We start from the raw sequence: 20,167 nt of genomic DNA on the forward strand, positions 1-20,167 counted from the left end.
TTGAGATGCTGTTGCAGGGTTTGCCCGATCGCCTTGGTGTCGTCTGTCGAGCGATCGTCTACAATTAAAACTTCTAAGTTGTCCACAGACAGCGGTGTACTCTCCCTCATGGCGATCGCGCAATCCCGAATATTCTCTGCTTCGTTGTATGCTGGTACGATTACCGAAACTTTAGGAAACTACGCGCCCGGTTCCGGTGAGGGCCTGGCGGAAATTCTGTCGGATCGAGGCGCATTTTAGACCGATCGGCGCAAGTTCTTAGTGTAAGCTCTACTTACAATGAGAGAAAAAATTAGCAGGGTTAACAATATCAAAGCGAACTGACCTCAAAACTTCAGTACACGATTTGTCTCCCTAAATATTAAAAAATATTAAAACAAAAAGCTAGTCGATCGCCCGAAAAGTTATTTTGACCACCTCTTTTGCTATAATTTGTGAGCATCTTTCGGCTCGCCCGCAGCAAGGGGCAAGACCCCTCACCCAGACAGCGACCGAAAAGCCGAGGATAGATATCAGTTTTCAGAGGATATTGCAATGGGCGAATTTTTTACAGTCGATGTGTTTGCGAACACGATAGCGGTACTCGGCGCTTTGGGTTTTTTCTTTTTAGGATATCAAGCTTTGCAGATGTTGAAAAGATAAAATATGTCAGAACTGAGATGTTGCACCATTGTCAAGAACGGGCAAGATGCCCGTTCCACAAAGAATGATTTTTCTTGTGGAACAGGCATCTTGCCTGTTCCTAAACAAGTAATTGAGAATGGTGCAATATCTAAGTCAGAAGTCAGAAGTCAGAAGTCAGAAGGAAAGAAGTCAGAAGGAAAGAAGTCAGAGGGAAGAAGTCCGATGGCAGTCGGAATAAGGAAAGAAAGAAGAAGGAAAGAAACAACTATTCCGAATACCCAATGCCCTGTTTTGCCCAGGCCCAATGCCCTGTTTTGGCCAGGCCCAGGCACACCTAATTTACCTGAAAAAGGCTATACAACTGACCCAACAGTGCAACTGTTTCTTGCGAAAATCAACCAAAAAAAGGCTGCGTTATTATCATGGTGAGCCAACTTTTAGATGGACGCTATCAAGTCATTGAAGTCATAGAAACAGGAGAATTTGGACAAACATATCTTGCCAAAGATATTCGCCGTCCGGGAGAACCGCAGTGCTTTGTCAAGCACCTGCGTCCCGGTACCACCGAACCGAAATTAATTAATACTACGCGCCGTCTTTTTCAAAAAGAAGCAGAAGTTCTAGAAAAGCTGGGTCAACACGACCAAATTCCTCAGCTATTCGCTTATTTTGAAGAAAATGAAGAATTTTTCTTAGTTGAATCTTTTGTTGCCGGTCACTCGCTATCAACTGAGATTGTACCGGGCAAACCCCTAAGCGAAGAAAAAATGATTGCTTTGCTGAAGGAACTGTTAGAAATTTTAGTGTTTGTACACGGACAGGGAGTAATTCACCGAGATATTAAACCGGCAAATTTAATCCGCCGCTATTCTGATAACAAGTTAGTTTTAATCGACTTTGGCTCGGTGAAAGAAATTCACATCGCTCAAAGACAAGCGCCGGTAACTGTGCGGATTGGCACTCTGGAATATATGCCGATCGAACAATTTCAATATAACCCGCAACTCAACAGCGATATCTACGCTTTGGGAATGATTGGCATCCAAGCAATGACGGGTTTGCCGGCTTACGATTTGCCGAAACTGCGGGATTTGAAAAATTCCAATAAAGGTGAAATTGTTTGGCGGCATTTAGCCACGTGTTCCCAAGCGCTGGCCGATGTTTTGGACAATATGGTGCGCTACGATTTTCGGGAGAGATACCAGTCGGCGGCGGAAGCTTTAGCAGATTTGAGGAAAATTGGCGATCGCTCGCGGGCGCGGATTCCCAAGCTAACAATATATCGCGAAGAAGTCGATCGGCGCAGCAGCAGCCGGGGCGATATTACAGTCGTCGGTCGTAGAATATTAGATGAACTGCGCGTCAGTTTGGAATTACTGCCAGAAGAAGCAGAGGCGATTGAAGATGAGGTATTGAACCCTTACCGCAAATACAGGCAAAAAGGCGAACGCTACGAACAATCACTGCAAGAAGCAATGCAGCAAGAATATCCCTTTTCTCTGGAAACTCGCGACGAGTTAAAACGCTTGCAGCAAGTTTTAGGGCTTACCGACGAAGATGCCGCGAAAATCGAAGAATTAGTCATTCCTAAATCTTTATTTGCTAAATTGTACAAGGCGATATCTACAGTTTTGGAGGGACACCGCAACCCCAATCCGCCACCAGCAAGCAGCGCCCCTCAACTCGAACAGCAGGCAAGTCCGGCGGTATCCTCGCAGGTAAATCTGAACGGAAAAACCGATTTCTTGATCGCCAGCCCAGCAGCACTTGTCCCCAAAGAAACTCGCAAATTCAATCCTTATCTTGCCGGGGCAACAATTGCGGCTATCTTAGCTGCGATCGGCGGAATTTACGGATATCTCAAGTGGCAAGAAGGGCAGCGGCGAGTCCAGAAAGAATCCCAAGAGCTCAATCAAATTGCCGCTCTTTATAAAGCCAGCAATTATGAAGACTGCATCAGCCAAATACCAACAATTGCCAACACTTCCAGCAGCTATTCGTCCGCTCAGGAGTTACAAGAACAGTGCCAAGCAGGTCTGCGGTGGAAGAACGCCAAAGTCAAAAATTTCGCTCAGCATTCAGATGCCGTTGGGTCTGTTGCTTTCAGTCCAGACGGCTTAATGTTAGCCAGCGGTTCTAAAGACAAAACCATCCAAATTTGGGATTTAGCTACAGGCAAGTCGATCCGCACTTTTCCAGGAGATTCCTCCACTATTTGGTCGGTTGCTTTTGACTCAAACGGTACGAAACTGGCGACTGGAACCGGTTTTTGGCGAGTCATGCTGTGGGATTTGAAAACAGGGCAAGTGATTCGCAGTCTCGACCACACTGCTTCTGTTTGGTCTGTCGCTCTCAGCCCCGACGGACAGCTTGTCGCTAGCGGTAGCGGAGACAACACCACAAAGATTTCGGATGCAGCAACTGGTCGTTTGATTCAGAGTTTTCCAGACCATACAGATTTTGTTTATTCTGTTGCTTTCACTCCAGATGGAAAAAGTTTGGTTAGCGCTTCTAAGGATAAAAAAATTACAATTGTTGATGTAGCAACAGGGGCGTTGCTCAAAACTATTGAGGGACACGGCGAGCCCGTGAGGTCGATTGCTGTTAGCCCAGACGGCAAAACAATTGTTAGCGGTTCCTACGATGAAACTATTAAAATCTGGAATATCGCAACAGGAGATTTAATTCGCTCTATCAACGGACATTCTGACGATATTGTCTCGGTTGCTATCAGCCCGGACGGCAAGTTTATTGCGAGCGGGAGCAAGGATAAAACTATTAAAATTTGGGATTTTGATACCGGAGAATTGCTGAACACTTTGACGGGACATTCCGATGAGGTTTATGTGGTGACTTTTAGTCCCGATGGCAAAACTATTGCTAGCGGTTCTAAAGACAATACTATTAAGTTGTGGTTGAGGTAATCAGAAGGAAGAAGGAAGAAAGAAGAAGGAAGAAGGAAAAATAGTCCTTGAGGCACAGACTATACTTGTAGGGTGGGCAGTGCACACCTTACTACTACAGATAGTGTAACAATTGAAAAGTTGTGTCTACGACTGAAGAAATCAGTCAACAGTCAACAGTCAACAGTCAACAGTATCCATTAGTCATTGGTCATTTAATTGGTATAATTCAGCTCGTTTTTTAAGCTTGGGGGAAAGTGCCAATAAGGCGTTTCTAATTCGTCCTCAGTTGGATAATTTTCAGTTGAGTTCTCTCGGATTTGAAAAAAGTAGTAGAGGTTAGCCACAGTTAAATCGGATATTTCTTGCCAATTCGAGGCAGCTAAAGCTTGATAGCCAGTAGCGATCGCCTGCTGGCTGATATAAACTTCGTATCCCCGGCGGATTTCCGGCGACACAGCGAAGGTTAGCTGGTCGCGCAAAGAGAGAAAGTGAGACTTTTTCTTTAAAGTTTCATAAAGGGAAGCTTCCGCAGCTAATACCGCGAATGTAGTGTACACGCTGCTTTTTAAACTATCGCCGGTGAGTTTATCTAAACTAGCTAACTGGTGCTGCTCTTTTGGAGACAAAGTTTGCATCCAATCAACCTCATTTTGCCAAAATTCTATTACACTTAAATCCTGACCGAGAATCCTAGTAACTTCAGGAAATAAAAAATCTAGTTCTGGTTTGGATTGACATCCTTTAACAACAGTTAGAAGATTTTGACAAATTTTTGATTGGAGTTCCAGCAGGTGATCGCTCACCATATCGTAGGCACGCTGCAAGTGAAACGTAACGCCGATCGCCTGCTCGATCGCCCAAACACATTCCATTTGCCTGAGTTGTCCAGCAGAACACAGCCCCTCCAACAAACTAGAATTATCATAAATTTTTAAAGCCTCAAATAGCATATCCCGCCCGCTATTAATTTCGGAATTCCGAAGTTTAAGATCGGGCACTGTCAGGGCTGACTGACAACGTTTGATAGCTTTAGAAAAAATCTCATAACCGTTAACCAGTTTCTGGCGGTGCATTTCAAAACTAGAGTCGTGAGCCACCTTAAAAATCTGCTGGATCACCTCTACTCCCCTATCTTTGAGGATGTGTCTGAGATCGATAAATCCGTCTTTAATTTTTAGCTTCTGGTGCTTGGCCTCTTCTCGGATTTTTAATACTTGGTTGAGGTTTACTGCTGACAAAACTGTGCTCGATACAGCGCCCATACCAATGACAGCAGCAGTCGCTTGCATCACTGCCAAATTAATTTTCAGACAGTTAAGCATTCTGTATATTTTTTGAAACCCCTGATGAGTTTGAGCCACCTGCAACGGCGCCAGTGTCACGTACACGGGAGCTACCAGCGGCTGTATGGGGCCACCTCCGGCTAACTGTGCGAGCAATCCTATAACTCCGCGCGAGGATAGAGTTTCACTTCTTGATTGATAAAAAATTTTTGCGATCTCCACAAACTCCCCTGTCACCGGATCTCTAGCAGCAGGGAGCAATTTTCCTGTTTTGGCAGCAGGCTGTACAAGGTTGCCACTATTGAGTCGCGCCTGAGTTGCAGGGGTGAATATATAATCCATGTAGTGACTCAGTTTCCATTCAAAAAGGCAGATGTTGTGTATTGTATGCTGTTTAGGGAAACGAGAGATGAAAGGAAATGAATGAGTATCTCAAGGCATTCCAGGCTATTACCCTGTTTAGCGATCGATTGTTGGCAGACGAATATCAATCCGTGGAGATTAAACAGTCAGCTACCCAACTCAGTTTAGATGTGGAACCTTGTATTGACGAAATTAAGCAATCTGCCATCAGACTCAAGGGGCTACTTCAGGTATGTTTCAAAGATGTATCTCAGGCTGAGGATGTCTGGAATAGTAAGCCGAGAATTGCTGGAGCATCTGCTGTTGATGTCTGGGAGCAAATGGGCGAACTAAGCGGATGCGATATGAGAATTCGCAGTTTAGGAAAACAAGGCAAATATGATGCTGTTGCTAAAGTTCGCAAATCTTGGAGCGACAAGACGACCAAGTTAAAAAATCAGTGGTTTTTGTGGGATAAAAGCCCTCAAGTATTTCAAAGAGATACTATTGGTTTTTTTGAAAAAGATAATTTGCACAAAGAGTTGCGGAATGAGGTTGATTCCCAGATCGAGCGAGTGAGTTTAATTATGGAGCATGAACTAAGTTTAATTTTTAAAGAATTACAGTCTATTGATATAGAAAAAATAGAAGTTTGTATTGAATGCTTCGACCTAAACACTCAGTCGAAATTTAGAGAGCGTCTCCAATCAATAGGCGGGGAGATTCTATCGAAGTTTACGGAGCCACTGAAATATTTGCCGGATTCTTATATGAAGAGTTTTAGAGAAATACTGAAAGATACTGTCGATACTTTGGTTCATAAAAGCAAGATGGAAATCAGTTTGGTCGATTTTGAAGAGTCTTGTAAAGTGCTTGGCTCAATCATGGATAAGTTGATTTTAGAGATTTTTGAAGAGCGTGTGAAACTGGCTATTGAAACAGTAGAAAAAGCGATGAAGTTCTACAATAATCTTTTAGAGAAGCAGGCGCGTTATCAGCAAGAGACAGCCCAACAGCGAGCTGCGGAAAAAGATTGGATCGAATGCCAGCGGCAGCAACTCAGGGAAGTCCAACAGTATATTGATGCAGTCATTAGTCATTAGTCATTAGTTATTGGTCACTGGTTATTAGTTATTGGTTATTTGTTATTAGAACTAACAACTAACAATTAACAAATAACCACTGACCACTAAAAATAGTCAATAGTCAACAGTCAACAGTCAACTGATTATTGATATTGACCGCTGAGTTCGTAAACGATCGCGCCCAAAGACGCTAAGCTAGCTAAAATTAGCATTCCCGCAGGCATGAATTTTTGAGTTTTAACAAGGCGCACAATAAAGACTATTACTAAAACAGCGGAGATGGCTGCTGCTAATGTTAAACCCCAACTTTGTCCCATAAGCTGGGCGGTGCCGGCAAAAATTAGCAGCGAACCGCTAATCAAGCCCGAAATCAGCGAGGCTTGGCTTTTGGCCTTGATATAACCCATGATGCCGCCAACCAGTGTTAAAATGCCGTAGCCGATCGCCGCTGCTGTACCTAAATTCATTTTTAATCCTCCCGATTTCACTCTTTGCATCTAAATTTATACAGCGCAGCCTGCAATTAGTGTCACGAATTGTTAGAAAATTTATTAAAGCCAGTCAGGATATGTAACTGTTATACAATTGCCATTATGTCAGCCCTAACTTCTGCTGCGATCGCCCAAATCCGTTACCTCCAGCGCCAAGCAGCCTCCCTGCTGCTGTATCAATCGGTTTTCAAAAGCCCCGCAGGTCAAGCTTTTCTCGATTTGCTGCAAGCCCTTCACCACAGCGAAGTCAGCGGTTTAGAATGTCAGGTAGCCTACGGGAACTGGTTCAAACTTCAGGCTGCTAAAAATCTGAGCTGGAAAGATTCTCTGATTTCCGAAATTCTCAAAGACGAAAACCCCTTTTCACGACGAGCACAGCAAACAGATTTTGCAAGTTTGCCCCCCGCTTTGGTGGAGGCCGCCCGACATGATTTACAAGTGCTGCAAAATATTTACGAATGCAGCAGCGAACAGTTGAGCAAGTGGGTGCGGGTAGCGGGTCAACTTGACGCAGTGCCTCCGATTTGGCATTCAGAAACTGTAGCAGAACAGGGAGATTTGCCGCTGCACGGAAAACTGGAAAAATGGTCGAGCGCGGCGGAATCTTTGGCAGTTTATTACCGACAGTTTGGCACGGGTTTGTTTGCTGAATATCGCGCTTTTGCGTGGCGGAGAGGGCAGTTTGCGAGTATTTCGCATCCAGATCGCATAACTTTAAAAGAGTTGGTTTGCTGTGATTGGCAGCGGGATGCTCTGGTGAAAAATACGGAGTTTTTGCTGGCAGGTTATCCGGCTTTGCACGTCTTGCTGTACGGGAGCCGCGGTTCGGGTAAGTCTTCTTTGGTGAAGTCGCTATTAAATGAGTTTGGATCTCGCAATCTGCGCTTGATTGAAGTATCTAAATCAGATTTGCAAGATTTACCGCTAATTGTCGAGCAGTTGCGGGGAGTTCCTCAAAAGTTTATTATTTTTGTAGACGACCTTTCCTTTGAAGAAGATGATGATGCTTTTAAAGCTCTAAAAGTTGTTTTGGAAGGAAATGTCACAGCTCGCTCTCAAAATGTGGTAGTTTACGCAACATCTAACCGCAGGCATTTAATTCGAGAGTTTTTTGACGACCGGCCTCGCCCCCGCGATGGAGACGAAGTTCACGCTTGGGATACGGTGCAGGAAAAACTTTCCTTTAGCGATCGATTTGGCTTAACTTTAACTTTTGAACCGGCAGATCAAAACACTTATTTAACAATTGTCCGACATCTGGCAGAACTTGCTGGCATCAAACTCGCTGCTGAGGATTTGGATAACCGTGCTAAAGAATGGGCAACTCGTCGCAATGGGCGATCGGGGAGGACTGCACGGCAGTTTGTTGATTTCCTGAAAGCAGATTTAGCCCTTTTTGACAAATAGATAGTCTGCGATCTAGGGCGGGTTTTAGCCGATATATGGGAAGGCAATTCAGGATAGGAATTAACCCGCCCTTACAGCACACAAGGGCGAAGTAAAAATCTTAATTTTTTCATAATTTTATTGATAACAACTAACTAACAAGATTTGATATAATTGTCGAAATCTCCCAAGAAACTTCCCGAGCCAGAGCACATCCTGACTCCATGAATCGACTACTAAATAATGAGGAAAATATCATGGGTTTATTTGATAAAGTATCGCAGACTCGTCAAGAAACGGACGTAACGTTAGGGCCTGCGGAAGCATTTGCGGCGATCGCGCTAATTGCCGTAGCAGCCGACGGTTACATCAATGACAGCGAAAGTAAAGCGATTAGCATGACGCTATCTCGGATGCAACTGTTCCGCAGTTATCCCGATGACGTGATGAGAAAAATGCTCGATCGCCTGCTGATGATTCTGCAACGGCAAGGAGTTGAGGTACTGTTTAATGCGGCTTTAGCAACGCTTCCCGACGAACTTAAAGAAACTGTTTTTGCTGTGACAACTGATATCGCTTTAGCCGATGGCGAGGTTTCAGAAGAAGAAGAACAACTTTTGAACGATCTTTACAGTGCCTTGGGGCTTTCCGAAGATATTGCCCTCAAGATTATAGACGTGATGTTGATTAAGAACAAAGGTTAAGAAAGACGGGGAAGGAGTGAGGAGGGCGAATTTTACAATATAAAAAATTAGCGCCTACTTACTTAGGTGATAACTTCTCCCAAAGTGCGGGTTTACCGATATGATGGTTGGTAAAATTGCGATCGAATTTGCGATCGCCCGTTACTACCTCAAATGCCTTTCACTTACACCCGCACTGTTCACTTTCAAGATACCGATGCTGCTGGAGTCGTTTACTTTGCTAACGTTTTGGCGATGTGCCACGAAGCTTACGAGGCATCTCTAGCAGCATCGGGAATCAATCTCAAAGCATTTTTCAGCAATCCCGAGGTTGCCTTTCCCATAATTCATGCTAGTGTAGATTTTTATCGCCCAATGTTTGCGGGCGATCGGCTGACGATTCAATTGACCCCCAAACAAGTTGCTGGCGATGAATTTGAAATTGTCTATCAAGTATTTTCTGGGGAAGTTGCAGGAAGAAGCGCAGCAAAAGCTCTTACTAAGCACGTCTGCATCAATGCAGTTAGCCGAACTCGAAAACAGCTATCTGAAGACTTGATGCAGTGGATGAGGAAATTTGAGATTGAGATTTCCGGTTAGTTCTATCTTTAAATAATAGCAGGGTATGACAGTCAAATTTTTGTTTAGTTGATATTATTCCTGACTTTTTGATATTATGTCAAATCGCAATTATGCCATTGTGGGCACGGGAGCTTTGGGCGGATTCTACGGTGCTAGACTGCAACAAGCAGGTTTAGAAGTCAATTTTTTGCTACGCAGTGATTACGATCAGGTCAAAAAACACGGTTTGATTGTCGATTCTCCCGAAGGCGACTTCACCCTACCCCACGTCCGCGCCTACCACGACGCGCACAAAATGCCTCAGTGCGACGTAGTAATTGTAGCGCTGAAAACCACTCAAAATCACTTGCTGCCAAAAATATTGCCTCCTTTATTAAAGGATAACGGCGCGGTTTTAGTATTGCAAAACGGATTGAATGCCGAACCGGAAGTAGCTAAAATTGTCGGTGCAGACCGAGTGCTTGGCGGGCTATGTTTTCTCTGTTCTTATAAAGTTGGACCCGGTCATATTTGCCACCTAGATTACGGCACTATCACACTCGGAGAATATGCACAGGACTACAAAGCAATCGGTATTACTGATAGATTGCACAAAATTGCTGCGGACTTTAAACGTGCTCATATTCCTATTAAAATGAGCGAAGATTTGCTATTATCAAGGTGGAAAAAGCTAGTTTGGAATATTCCTTATAACGGGCTGTCTGTAGTGTTGGATGCGAGAACAGATGAACTGATGGCTAATCCCGATACTCTGATTTTAGTCAAGGAAATGATGGGGGAAGTGGTAGCGGGAGCAAAAAGTTGCGATCGCATTATTCCCGATGACTTTATCCCACAGATGCTCGAATACACTCAGAAAATGAAGCCTTACCGCACGAGCATGAAAATCGATTATGATGAATCCCGGCCCCTAGAAGTTGAGGCGATTTTTGGTAATCCGATACGGGTGGCGCAGCAAGCAGGTATTAAGTTGCCCCAAATAGAGGTGCTTTACCGAATGTTGAAGTTTGTGGATGTTCAAAGACAAGAAGCGGAGAGGACGAGAAGGCTGTTAGGTTTGTCGTAATTAGTCAGTTGGCTGTTGACTGTTGACTGTTGACTGTTGTCAGGAGTCGGAAATAAGCATGAGAAATTCTGCCTTCTGCATTGATTGCGATCGCCTAATAATTATTGATATTTTATCGCAATTTCTTGCAATTGTTCTCGATTAACTTTGCCTTGAGAATTGCGCGGCAATTGTTCGACGATTACCCAATATTTCGGTCGCTTAAACTTGCTCAACTTATCTTCTATTGCCGCTTGCAGATTTTTGACAGTAACTTCGGAATTAGCGGGAACGTAGATAGCCGTAACGACTTGACCCCAATCTTTGTCTGGCAAGCCAATTACAGCAATATCCGCCACTAAATTAGTCGATCGCACAACGGCTTCAACTTCCGCCGGAAATACATTTTCTCCGCCTGTGATAATTTTGTCGCTGCTGCGTCCGACGATATTTAAGTAGTTATTTTTATCAAAAAATCCCAAATCGTCTAATTGGAAGTATTGGCGATCGCCAAATTGTTCAGGATAATAACCCAACGCCAAAGATTTAGCATTTATCGCAATATTGCCGATTTTATTATAACATAAAATCTCGCCTCTTGCGCTGCGAATCGTTATTTTAGCATGGGGTAAAGTTTGACCGGAACTGTTATTGCCAGCGAGAAAATCTTCGGGTTTTAGTGTAGCAATTTGCGAGGCGGTTTCTGTCATGCCGTAACTTGGCGCTAATTTAATTTGATAGTTTCTAGCTGTTTCTAAAAGTTCCGTCCAAGCGGGAGCACCGCCCAAAAGTACGGCACGAAACCGTCGAAGCCAACTAGCTGTATCTGGGTTTTGCAGCAGCCGTTGCAGTTGAGTGGGAACTAAAGAAATGAAAAATTCTTCGGGTTCTATATCGCATTTTTCGCCTGCTTCCAGTGCTTTGAAAGACCCAATTGCCAGTTGGCCCGCAGTCGTAAACGATCGCATGAATTGCATTAAACCGCTGACGTGGTATAAGGGCAAAACGCAGAAAGAGTTGATTTTTTCAACTTGAAAATATTGTTGAAAACCTTGTACTGATGCGGTTAGTGTTTCCCAAGTGTGGATGGCAAAACGGATTTTTCCTGAAGAACCGCCGGTGGGAATCATAATCGTATCAAAACCGCTTTTAGTCGGCGAATGGAATTCGTGGCTATACAAACGAAGTTCGCCTTCGCGGACTGGGATATGGGGAGTGGTGGGAAGCGGGCATTGTCCCCAAATTAAGTCTGGTTGGACTAAATCAAAGACTTGTTGCCATTCTTGTTTTACCCAGTTGGGATTGCAGAGAAAAATCGGGCATTTGGCGGCGCGGGCGGCGGTGAAACTGGCAAGAAATTGCACGGGCTCTGGTTCTGCGATGCAAATTTTTGGGGGTGTTTTTTGTGCGGGATTCTGGGTGATTTCTTGAAATAGCCGATCGACAATTTGGGCAAATTCGCGACTGTCACAACCGATCAGCCAATTATCAGGCAAGCCACACGCGAGTTCCCGAATATTTACTGTTAGATTTGTTGCCATAGATGCTTTCACCAAGTTTCTCGATTCAAAACAATTACCTAACCCGCTTGATTTACTCGTGGAAGAAATCTAAAATCTAAAATCTAAAATCTAAAATCGAATGATTGTCATCGAACCAGGCATCGGTGCCGAAGCCCAGTGCTCTCTTATTTAAAGACAATTGTGTTGCTAAATTTAATGCTGCTTGTCGGCCGATTTCGGTTTCAAATACTGATGAGAAAACAGCGTCTATACTGTGAGTTTGACAAAATTTTTGCAATTGGGATGGGGAACCAGCAATCGCAGGTTTAATGACGAAAATTCCCCGCCAGCCTTGGCTGTAGCACTCTTGGATGCGATCGAGGTTGGCTGCAGATTCATCAAGGGCGATCGCAGTTGCATAAATAGCATTCAATTCTACCATTTCCTGAAACTGTGTTACGGGCAGCGGCTGTTCCAAAAATTCAATGTCTGCGGAAAAGTCGGGAGTTGCTTTTACATTGTCGCAAGCTTCCAGCCATGTTTTAGCCTGCGAGTAATTGAGTCCCCCATTGGCATCTAACCGCAAAAATGCTTTTTCGCGATCGCACAAATTGTGCATTGCTTCGATTAGCTGCTGAAAAATCTTTAATTCTTGTTCAATTGCAGCAACACCAATTTTCCATTTAAACGTCCGATATCCCTCTAACCAAAGCACTTGCAAAGCCGACAAAGCTGTTTCTCCTGCTGGCAATAAACCGCTGAACCGATTTTTTTCTTCCTCATTCCCCGCCTCTCTCCATTGGTGACTGCTTAAGACTGAACCCGCAATCAATGTCGATTTTAGGCGAAGTCTAGATCCCCCTAAATCCCCCTTAATAAGGGGGACTTTGAGAATATTTCTTGTCCCCCCCTTATTAAGGGGGGTTAGGGGGGATCTAGAGTTTGATAGTGCTGACTCAAAGCCAAATTGACAAGCCGGCAATTCAGCGGAAATAGCAAAAATCATCTCTGATGAAATATTACCTGGCAACTGGTGACAAAAATCTAAAGCTTGCTCAAAACTTTCAGAACCAAACCAACTCAAAGGGGCAATTTCTCCCCAACCAATTCGACCATTCTCGCCAACAAGCCGCAGGATAATTCCTTCGCGAATATCCCAAATTCCGTGACTTGTTTGCAGTGGACGCTTAAAATTTTGCTGATAAGTGCGAAAGTCGAATTGATAAAGCATTAGTTTTTTCATTAATCATAAAATTGTCTCACAACTGCGACAAAATTATCAATATTTTCAAAATGGATATTGTGACCAGCTTTTGGTACAATTTCCAGACGGGCGGTCGGACACAAGCTGGCAATTTCGGTATTTATACTTATAAATTTATCATCATAAGCTCCCGCTAGCAAGAGGATGGGAATTTGATTTTGTGCGAGTTTTTCCCAGAGAGAGGGCTGGTTGCCGGTTCCCATGTTGCGGAGGGATTTGGCTAATTCTAAGGGATTGTTTGCTAAGCGGGTTTCTATGAGTTTGTCGAAGTTGGGAGAGTTTTTTAAAGATTTGAATAAAGGGTGATCGTACCAGTTTAATAAAAAATCTTTAATGTTGCTATTTTCCAGCTTTTGTGCTAGCTGTAAATCGGCTTGCAGGCGGTGCGATCGCTCTTTTTCTGTTTTCAATCCCGGAGAAGCTGACTCTAACACTACTTTCTCGAATCTTTCTGGAAAGTGTAATGTCATGTAAAGTGCCAATCGCCCACCCATTGAATAGCCCAACAACAAACATTTGTCTATTTGTAAATCATCTAATAACTCCATCAATACTTTGGCTGTATTGGGCATATTGTAGCAACTTTCGTCGCCGATTACTCTGGTTTCTCCATGACCGGGAAGGTCAACTGCTAAGCAGCAATAACTGTTAGAAAGTAAGGGAATGACGCTGCTAAAGTCTTGACTGCTGCCTGTGAATCCATGCAAAAATAAAAGTGTCTGCTGATTCTTGTTGCCAGTTAAGGAATAGTGAAAGTTATAATTATTAAATTTGTCCATATACAATTATACGATTCAATATGAGGTACGGATTGCTAAATTAAACAAGATTTTGAGAAGTCACCCAAAACTCCACCAACTCTCTCAACTTAGCAAACCATACCTCCATTTTACCGGAATTCTCGATCGCCCGATCTACAAACCAAACCCCAACGCCAGCAGCAATCCGCTCGAAAAATGCAGCGTAACTGCGATAAACTTAGAGTTGCTGACCTTTGCCGGTTGGTCGTGATAGTTTGTGACATGGCGGCAAAGGTCGATCGCAAAAGGCAAACTCCCAAAAATTAACAACGTCCAAATTGGGAACATTCCCAAAGCCACAAATAGCACAGTCACAGCATAAATGCTGCCGCACAACCACTGCAACAACTGGGCACCTTTCTTTGTACCGAGTCGCACAATTGGCGATTTTTTACCCGCCGCCAAATCATCCGCAATTTGATGAAAGTGGGAACAAAATAAGATGATACTCGTAGTAATTCCCACGATTACCGAAGCCGCCAAATTAGTGGCAGACCAAGTTTGAGTCTGACTATAATAAGCAGCGGCGAAGGCTAGCGGCCCAAAGGTGAAAAAGCAGATTATTTCCCCCAAACCCTGATAGCCAAGACGAAACGGAGGCCCTTGATAAGTGTAGCCCAGAGCACAGCACAAAACTACTAGCAAAATTACTGTTGGGTCTTTTTGCCACCAGCTTATGGCGCAGATTCCCGAAACTCCAACTGCTAAAAACAGATTGGCTAGCCCGAAAATTAAAGCTTTATTTCCGGTTAAGTTAACTAGAGAATGTGCCTTGTTTTTATCGATTCCTGTTTCGGAGTCAAATACATCATTGCTGAGATTCAGCCATGCTATAATCAAAATGGCTGACATTAAAAATGTCGAAAAAATTAACGAATTAATCGTTTGAGTTTCGGCAAAAGCAATTGCAGTTCCTACTGAAATAGGAATCACCGCAACGCTGTACATGGGCGGCTTGATTGCCGCCAGCCACAATTTACTATTTGAACGTTCAATTAACTTTGTTGTCATCACACAAACTTGATTCAATTGATAGCAGCGTAGTAATTTTACAATTTTATTGGTGAAGAAACTCTACTCTGTATCTGGTTGAGTGCGCGGGGGGCATCCGTTGAGAGGCTTTGCGGGCGCAGGCGCGTCCGGTAATGCCCGTCTGCAAACCTCTGCAAGGTTGATCGCATGAGACTCGAGATTGAGTCGCTCAATCTTAAAGTTTTATGTCTAAATGTTTCGATTGATCGCGCGTTGGCGAAGTCCTCGAAGAAGATCGTCTGTTTTTTGCCCCCCGCTGAGCCCAAACTTTCCGGGAAACTCGAAAGGTCATGTTTTGCGATCGCCCTCCCGTGCTTAGATCGAAATAGGGGTTCTAGCGGGACAAAACCGCACTCTTTCTGACAAATCTGCTATTCTCGCTTTCATGACAGTAATACCGCACCGCGCTAATCTTTTACAAGACCGCAATCAACTGCATCAGTTTCTGTTAGATTGCCAGCAGTCTTTAACCGAAAAAGATCAAACCAAGATAGTTAGTATTTCTCAGGAGATTGCCCCCGTCGATCCGCTAGTTGTACTTCAAGAGATTTCCGAACCTTGCCAGCGGCACTTTTACTTTGAAAAAAGAGACCCGATTTCAGGCAATAGTTTTGCGATCGCCGCCCTAGATTCGGCAATCCATCTAACAGTAGCCGGAAGCGATCGATTTGCCCTTGCTCAAAATTTTATTCAATCTTGTCTTGCCAAAACAATTACCATCGGTACAGAACGCTTGCCATTCAGCGGGCCGCACTTTTTTTGTAGCTTTGCTTTTTTTGATGAGAATGTCGCCACCAATTCTTACTTCCCCCCTGGTACCGTATTTTTACCAAAATGGCAGATTACTCGCCTGAAAGATAGCTGCACACTTGTTGCCAATGCAATCATAAACCGAGATATAAATGTTAAAATTATCACTGATAATATTTGGCAAAGTTTTGATAAAATTTCGTCTTCACCTTACAAAAAAATTAATTCGATTAGAAACAGCTCGATATTTTTCAAACAAATTCCTGTGAATGATGCCACTCAATTTAAAAAATCCGTCAAGTCAGCTTTAGACTTGATCCACTCTCAATATTTTAGTAAGATTGTTTTATCCCAAGCAATAAATGTCATTTCCAAAACCCCTTTTAGTTTAATAGATTCATTAAATAACTTGCGCCTTACTTATCCCGGTTGCTACGTATTTTCCACCAGTAACGGCAAAGGTCAAAATTTTATCGGGGCCAGTCCAGAACGCTTAATCAGCATTCACAAAAATGAGTTAGTAACAGATGCCTTAGCAGGTTCGGCACCCAGGGGAAAAAATGAAGCGGAAGATGCGAATTTAGGCAAAGGTTTACTCAACAGCGAAAAGGATATTCGAGAACATCGAGTTGTAATTGATTTTATAGTTGATCGCCTGTCGAGTCTCGGTATCAATCCCGACTTTTCTCCACTACCGAGACTGCTGCAACTGTCAAACATTCAGCATTTGTGGACACCCATAAGGGCTAGAATTCCCCGTGATATTCATTTATTAAAGATTTTAGCTCAACTGCATCCAACCCCAGCGGTGGCGGGCGTACCGCGAGATATTGCGCTACAGCAAATTCGCGGCTGCGAAAGCTGCGATCGCTCTTTGTACGCAGCACCCCTCGGCTGGATCGATCGCACCGGCAACGGCGAATTTGCCGTCGGCATTCGATCGGCTTTAATCGATGGCGATCGGGCTATACTTTATGCTGGTGCCGGTATTGTGGCGGGTTCCGAACCTGAGAAAGAACTAGCAGAAATTCAGCTCAAATTGCAGGCACTTTTAAATGCTTTAGTTTAATTCAGCTAATTTGCAGAATCTAGAGTGGTCGGGCTAATTGATTGAGTCTGTGTTAATGTTTAATTTTCACTTCCTCAAAATGTTCTACTATGGGAAAAGGAGCGTAAAAATGGTGAAGCATTCTTTTCCACTCTTGATATTCAGCGGATTTCCTAAATCTAATTGTATGAGATTCTAAATTTTCCCACCTAACCAATAATAGATATTTTCCTTGAACTTCTGTGCAGCGATGAAGTTCGTGAGATAAATATCCATCTATAGACGCTATCAGACTGGAGGCTTCTCTAAAAGCTATCTCAAAATCACCCTCACAGCCAGATTTGACATTAATCACAACCGCCTCAAGAATCATAAAAATGTATCCTGACAATTATTTGGGTATAATATCGTAGCACAATACAGAGTTGAGCTACTCAGATTTAGCAATGCCAATAGATTTTCGCAACACAAATACCGTCTGGGCTTCCGTATTAGCAGAGACATTGCAACGACTGGGATTAACTACAGCCGTGATTTGTCCAGGTTCGCGATCGGCACCGCTAACAATAGCCTTTGCCCTGAACAAAAAAATAGAAACTATTCCCATACTCGACGAACGTTCAGCCAGCTTTTTTGCATTAGGAATTGCCAAAAAATCCTATTTGTCAACCGCACTAATTTGCACATCTGGAACCGCCGCAGCCAACTTTTATCCTGCAATAATAGAAGCGAGAGAAAGTCGAATTCCGCTGCTAATATTCACCGCCGATCGACCTCCAGAACTGCGGGACTGTCACGCCGGACAAGCGATCGACCAAGTTAAAATATACAGCAATTATCCGAACTGGCAAGCCGAATTAGCGATACCTTCTGCGTCCAGAGGAATGCTAGACTATCTGCGGCAGACGATCGTGTATGCTTGGGAGCGATCGCACTTTCCAACTCCCGGCCCCGTCCACCTCAACATCCCCTTTCGCGACCCACTTGTACCCGTTCCAGACATAGCTGTAGAAGCTTTAGAAACACAATTCAATCCCGAAGATTTTTTTGCAGGATTAGAATCCATTTTCGCAGGAGAAAGCTCTACCCCCCCCAGCCCCCCCTTGTTAAGGGGGGGAGAAGAAAGTACCATGCAACAATGGCAGCGAAGCAATAAAGGGATTATTATTGCCGGCGTTGCACAGCCCCAATTTGCCGAAAAATACTGTAGTGCGATCGCCCAAATTTCCAAATCCTTAAACTGGCCAGTTTTAGCAGAAGGATTATCCCCAGTCAGAAACTACGCCCAACTAAACCCCCATCTAATTTCCACCTACGATTTAATCCTGCGAAACCGCGAACTAGCAAATAAATTAACCCCAGAAATAGCCATTCAAATCGGAGACTTACCCACAAGCAAAGAACTGCGAAACTGGCTAGACAAAACCCAACCAAAACGCTACATAATCGACCCCAGCCACCACAACTTCGATCCGCTACACGGCAAAACAATTCACCTGCGAACCTCCCCTGAAAATCTCGCAACTATATTAACTCTTGTCCCCCCCCTTATTAAGGGGGGGCTAGGGGGGGATCGAGCCCCTGCTACCACTGCTATTTCCCCTCAAATCCCCCCCCTAAACAAGGACGAATCAACTCAAGTCCCCCCCCTTAGCAAGGAGGAATCAACTCAAGTCCCCCCCCTTAACAAGGGGGGGTTAGGGGGGGTCCTAACCTCTCCCTCAAACGAATACCTCCAACTTTGGCGCAACACCGAAATCCAAGTCAGACAAACAATAGACCAAAAAATATCAGCCATTAACAACATAATCGAGCCCAAAGTTTCCTGGCTGCTTTCCCAAATTTTGCCACCTGGAACACCGATATTTATTGCCAACAGTATGCCCGTCAGAGATGTCGAGTTTTTCTGGAAGCCAAACAACTTAGAAATAAAAACTTTTGTCAATCGCGGAGCTAACGGCATAGACGGCACATTATCAACAGCATTGGGAGTTGCTCACCGCAATCAAAGCAGCATCATGCTAACAGGCGATTTAACACTTTTGCACGATACGAACGGTTTTTTAATTAAAAATAAATTTTTCGGTCATTTGACAATCATATTAATTAATAACAACGGTGGCGGAATCTTTGAAATGTTGCCCGTTGCCCAATTTGACCCGCCCTTTGAAGAGTTTTTTGCGACGCCGCAGCAGATAAATTTTGCTCAGTTGTGTACAACTTATGGCGTGGAACACGAGGTAATTGAGGATTGGCAACAGTTCAAAGAAAAATTAAATTTGCTGCCAAATAGCGGGATGCGCGTCTTAGAATTGCAAACAGACAGGCGCGCCGATGCTAAATGGCGGCAAGATAATCTAAGTAAATTTGCCAAAGATTTGTAAATTTGTAGGTTGAGCAGGTTGAACGAAACCCAACCTACACTAATTTAAACTGCTGGTTGAGCTAGCAGCGGATCTAACTGTCCTTCTGCATCAAGTTTGTGAATGTCATCGCAGCCGCCTACGTGTTGGTTATTAATGAAAATTTGGGGTACGCTGCGGCGTCCGTTAGCCCGATCGGCCATTGCTTTTCTAGCAGCTTCGTCGCCATCAATTTTGTATTCCGTGAAATTTACGCCTTTCCACCACAGCAAAGTTTTGGCGCGGATGCAGTAGGGACAGGTTTGCCAAGTATAGATTTCCACATTGGCTTTGATGCGATCGGGCTTGCGGCCCAAGATGGGATTGAGAAAATCAAGCATTTTCAGTACGGGGGTAAGGGTGGAACTCATTTAGAAATCATACCAAGTGTATAAATTCCGTTGGTATGGGCGCATCTGCCAGAGGTGGGTTTTAAGCTGTCGGGCGATCGCCCTGTGACCCAAGTCACAACTTTACTCTACTCGGATCACTGGCTTTCACCCCTGACAATCACCTTCGCGGCCTCATTAATATCACCGATCTTTTGAGGAAACCAGAAGATGATAAATATATCGAATTCAACCGCACTGCCATGCACCCCGTACAACTCCTCCCCGGCGCTATCTCTGAAATCCTCGCTTCTGTAACCGATACAGGCGTTTTGACTCTGGCGGATCGCTACGGTTTGATGGCCGCCACCTTCGACGACTCTCTGAATGATGAAGACAGAGGCTGTGTCAACCGCTTGTTGCGGGCGGTGCTCAGAGGCCGAGTCCAAGTAGTCAACGAACTTTCAGCAGCATTCTAATCGGGATTTGAAGTTTTGTTCTGAAGGCAAGGTGAGTCAGCGGTAGATAAAAATAGTGGAAACTCAGGCAGGAGTGGAAACAGCGGTAATTTGAATTCGATTTAAAGTTTTCTCCTCTAACTCAACAACGGTTT

General features: G+C 44.0%; 19 protein-coding genes. 10 read left to right on the forward strand and 9 right to left on the reverse strand.

From position 1 onward, the window contains the following. Positions 1–161 (reverse strand): glycosyltransferase (locus tag QUA38_RS29390; protein WP_445305066.1); only part of this gene is annotated, 161 nt, incomplete at its 3' end. A gap of 484 nt (positions 162–645) precedes the next feature. On the opposite strand from QUA38_RS29390, the gene QUA38_RS17005 reads away from it, so the two are divergent. After that, positions 646–1,053 carry a hypothetical protein gene (locus tag QUA38_RS17005; RefSeq protein WP_333163650.1) on the forward strand — a complete coding sequence of 136 codons (408 nt, stop codon included), beginning with the start codon at positions 646–648 and terminating at the stop codon, positions 1,051–1,053. Then, positions 1,047–3,548 (forward strand): protein kinase domain-containing protein, encoded by a 2,502-nt coding sequence (locus tag QUA38_RS17010; RefSeq protein WP_333163653.1) that lies wholly within the window; start codon positions 1,047–1,049, stop codon positions 3,546–3,548. The genes QUA38_RS17005 and QUA38_RS17010 overlap by 7 nt, the downstream gene beginning before the upstream one ends. Positions 3,549–3,742: 194 nt before the next feature. Here QUA38_RS17010 and QUA38_RS17015 read toward each other — a convergent pair whose 3' ends face one another. Next, positions 3,743–5,155 carry a hypothetical protein gene (locus QUA38_RS17015; protein WP_333163656.1) on the reverse strand — a complete coding sequence of 471 codons (1,413 nt, stop codon included), beginning with the start codon at positions 5,153–5,155 and terminating at the stop codon, positions 3,743–3,745. 77 nt (positions 5,156–5,232) lie between these two features. On the opposite strand from QUA38_RS17015, the gene QUA38_RS17020 reads away from it, so the two are divergent. Continuing rightward, the gene (locus QUA38_RS17020) at positions 5,233–6,258 is read left to right on the forward strand and encodes a hypothetical protein (RefSeq protein ID WP_333163658.1); all 1,026 of its coding nucleotides are present in this window, start codon (positions 5,233–5,235) and stop codon (positions 6,256–6,258) included. Positions 6,259–6,383: 125 nt separating this feature from the next. On the opposite strand, the gene QUA38_RS17025 is transcribed toward QUA38_RS17020, so the two are convergent. Beyond that, positions 6,384–6,707 (reverse strand): TMEM14 family protein, encoded by a 324-nt coding sequence (locus tag QUA38_RS17025; RefSeq protein ID WP_333068784.1) that lies wholly within the window; start codon positions 6,705–6,707, stop codon positions 6,384–6,386. Positions 6,708–6,833: 126 nt separating this feature from the next. Here QUA38_RS17025 and QUA38_RS17030 point away from each other — a divergent pair, with 126 nt between their 5' ends. The 4 genes from QUA38_RS17030 (at position 6,834) to QUA38_RS17045 (ending at position 10,448) form a co-directional block, all read left to right on the forward strand. After that, positions 6,834–8,138 carry an ATP-binding protein gene (locus tag QUA38_RS17030; protein WP_333163660.1) on the forward strand — a complete coding sequence of 435 codons (1,305 nt, stop codon included), beginning with the start codon at positions 6,834–6,836 and terminating at the stop codon, positions 8,136–8,138. Positions 8,139–8,374: 236 nt separating this feature from the next. Beyond that, positions 8,375–8,821 carry a tellurite resistance TerB family protein gene (locus tag QUA38_RS17035; protein WP_190739853.1) on the forward strand — a complete coding sequence of 149 codons (447 nt, stop codon included), beginning with the start codon at positions 8,375–8,377 and terminating at the stop codon, positions 8,819–8,821. A 153-nt stretch (positions 8,822–8,974) separates the two neighbouring features. After that, positions 8,975–9,400 (forward strand): thioesterase family protein, encoded by a 426-nt coding sequence (locus QUA38_RS17040; RefSeq protein ID WP_333163662.1) that lies wholly within the window; start codon positions 8,975–8,977, stop codon positions 9,398–9,400. A 76-nt stretch (positions 9,401–9,476) separates the two neighbouring features. Next, on the forward strand, positions 9,477–10,448 hold the full coding sequence (locus tag QUA38_RS17045) for a putative 2-dehydropantoate 2-reductase (protein WP_333163664.1): 972 nt from the start codon (positions 9,477–9,479) through the stop codon (positions 10,446–10,448). 101 nt (positions 10,449–10,549) lie between these two features. On the opposite strand, the gene QUA38_RS17050 is transcribed toward QUA38_RS17045, so the two are convergent. The 4 genes from QUA38_RS17050 to menA form a co-directional block, all read right to left on the reverse strand. After that, a complete protein-coding gene (locus QUA38_RS17050) occupies positions 10,550–11,968 on the reverse strand; it encodes a 2-succinylbenzoate--CoA ligase (RefSeq protein ID WP_333163666.1) in 1,419 nt (472 codons plus the stop codon). A 76-nt stretch (positions 11,969–12,044) separates the two neighbouring features. Next, the gene (locus QUA38_RS17055) at positions 12,045–13,160 is read right to left on the reverse strand and encodes an o-succinylbenzoate synthase (protein WP_333163668.1); all 1,116 of its coding nucleotides are present in this window, start codon (positions 13,158–13,160) and stop codon (positions 12,045–12,047) included. An 11-nt stretch (positions 13,161–13,171) separates the two neighbouring features. Continuing rightward, positions 13,172–13,972: a 2-succinyl-6-hydroxy-2,4-cyclohexadiene-1-carboxylate synthase gene (gene menH, locus QUA38_RS17060; RefSeq protein ID WP_333163670.1), complete on the reverse strand. Its 801-nt coding sequence runs from the start codon at positions 13,970–13,972 to the stop codon at positions 13,172–13,174. A gap of 135 nt (positions 13,973–14,107) precedes the next feature. Then, positions 14,108–15,004, reverse strand: coding sequence for a 2-carboxy-1,4-naphthoquinone phytyltransferase (gene menA / locus QUA38_RS17065; RefSeq protein WP_333163672.1), 897 nt, complete (start codon positions 15,002–15,004; stop codon positions 14,108–14,110). Between the two features lie 406 nt (positions 15,005–15,410). Here menA and QUA38_RS17070 point away from each other — a divergent pair, with 406 nt between their 5' ends. Further along, complete coding sequence (locus QUA38_RS17070; RefSeq protein ID WP_333163675.1) at positions 15,411–16,844, forward strand: isochorismate synthase; 1,434 nt, start codon at positions 15,411–15,413, stop codon at positions 16,842–16,844. 52 nt (positions 16,845–16,896) lie between these two features. Here QUA38_RS17070 and QUA38_RS17075 read toward each other — a convergent pair whose 3' ends face one another. Next, on the reverse strand, positions 16,897–17,196 hold the full coding sequence (locus tag QUA38_RS17075; protein WP_333163677.1) for an antibiotic biosynthesis monooxygenase: 300 nt from the start codon (positions 17,194–17,196) through the stop codon (positions 16,897–16,899). A 73-nt stretch (positions 17,197–17,269) separates the two neighbouring features. Between QUA38_RS17075 and menD the strand changes: the two genes are divergently transcribed. After that, positions 17,270–19,207, forward strand: coding sequence for a 2-succinyl-5-enolpyruvyl-6-hydroxy-3-cyclohexene-1-carboxylic-acid synthase (menD, locus tag QUA38_RS17080; protein WP_333163680.1), 1,938 nt, complete (start codon positions 17,270–17,272; stop codon positions 19,205–19,207). A gap of 44 nt (positions 19,208–19,251) precedes the next feature. On the opposite strand, the gene grxC is transcribed toward menD, so the two are convergent. After that, positions 19,252–19,566: a glutaredoxin 3 gene (gene grxC / locus QUA38_RS17085; RefSeq protein ID WP_015178938.1), complete on the reverse strand. Its 315-nt coding sequence runs from the start codon at positions 19,564–19,566 to the stop codon at positions 19,252–19,254. Positions 19,567–19,817: 251 nt separating this feature from the next. Here grxC and QUA38_RS17090 point away from each other — a divergent pair, with 251 nt between their 5' ends. Beyond that, positions 19,818–20,033, forward strand: coding sequence for a hypothetical protein (locus tag QUA38_RS17090; protein ID WP_172188518.1), 216 nt, complete (start codon positions 19,818–19,820; stop codon positions 20,031–20,033). Positions 20,034–20,167: the final 134 nt, after the last annotated feature.

This window comes from Microcoleus sp. Pol12B4, from assembly GCF_036701385.1.
GTDB lineage: Bacteria > Cyanobacteriota > Cyanobacteriia > Cyanobacteriales > Microcoleaceae > Microcoleus.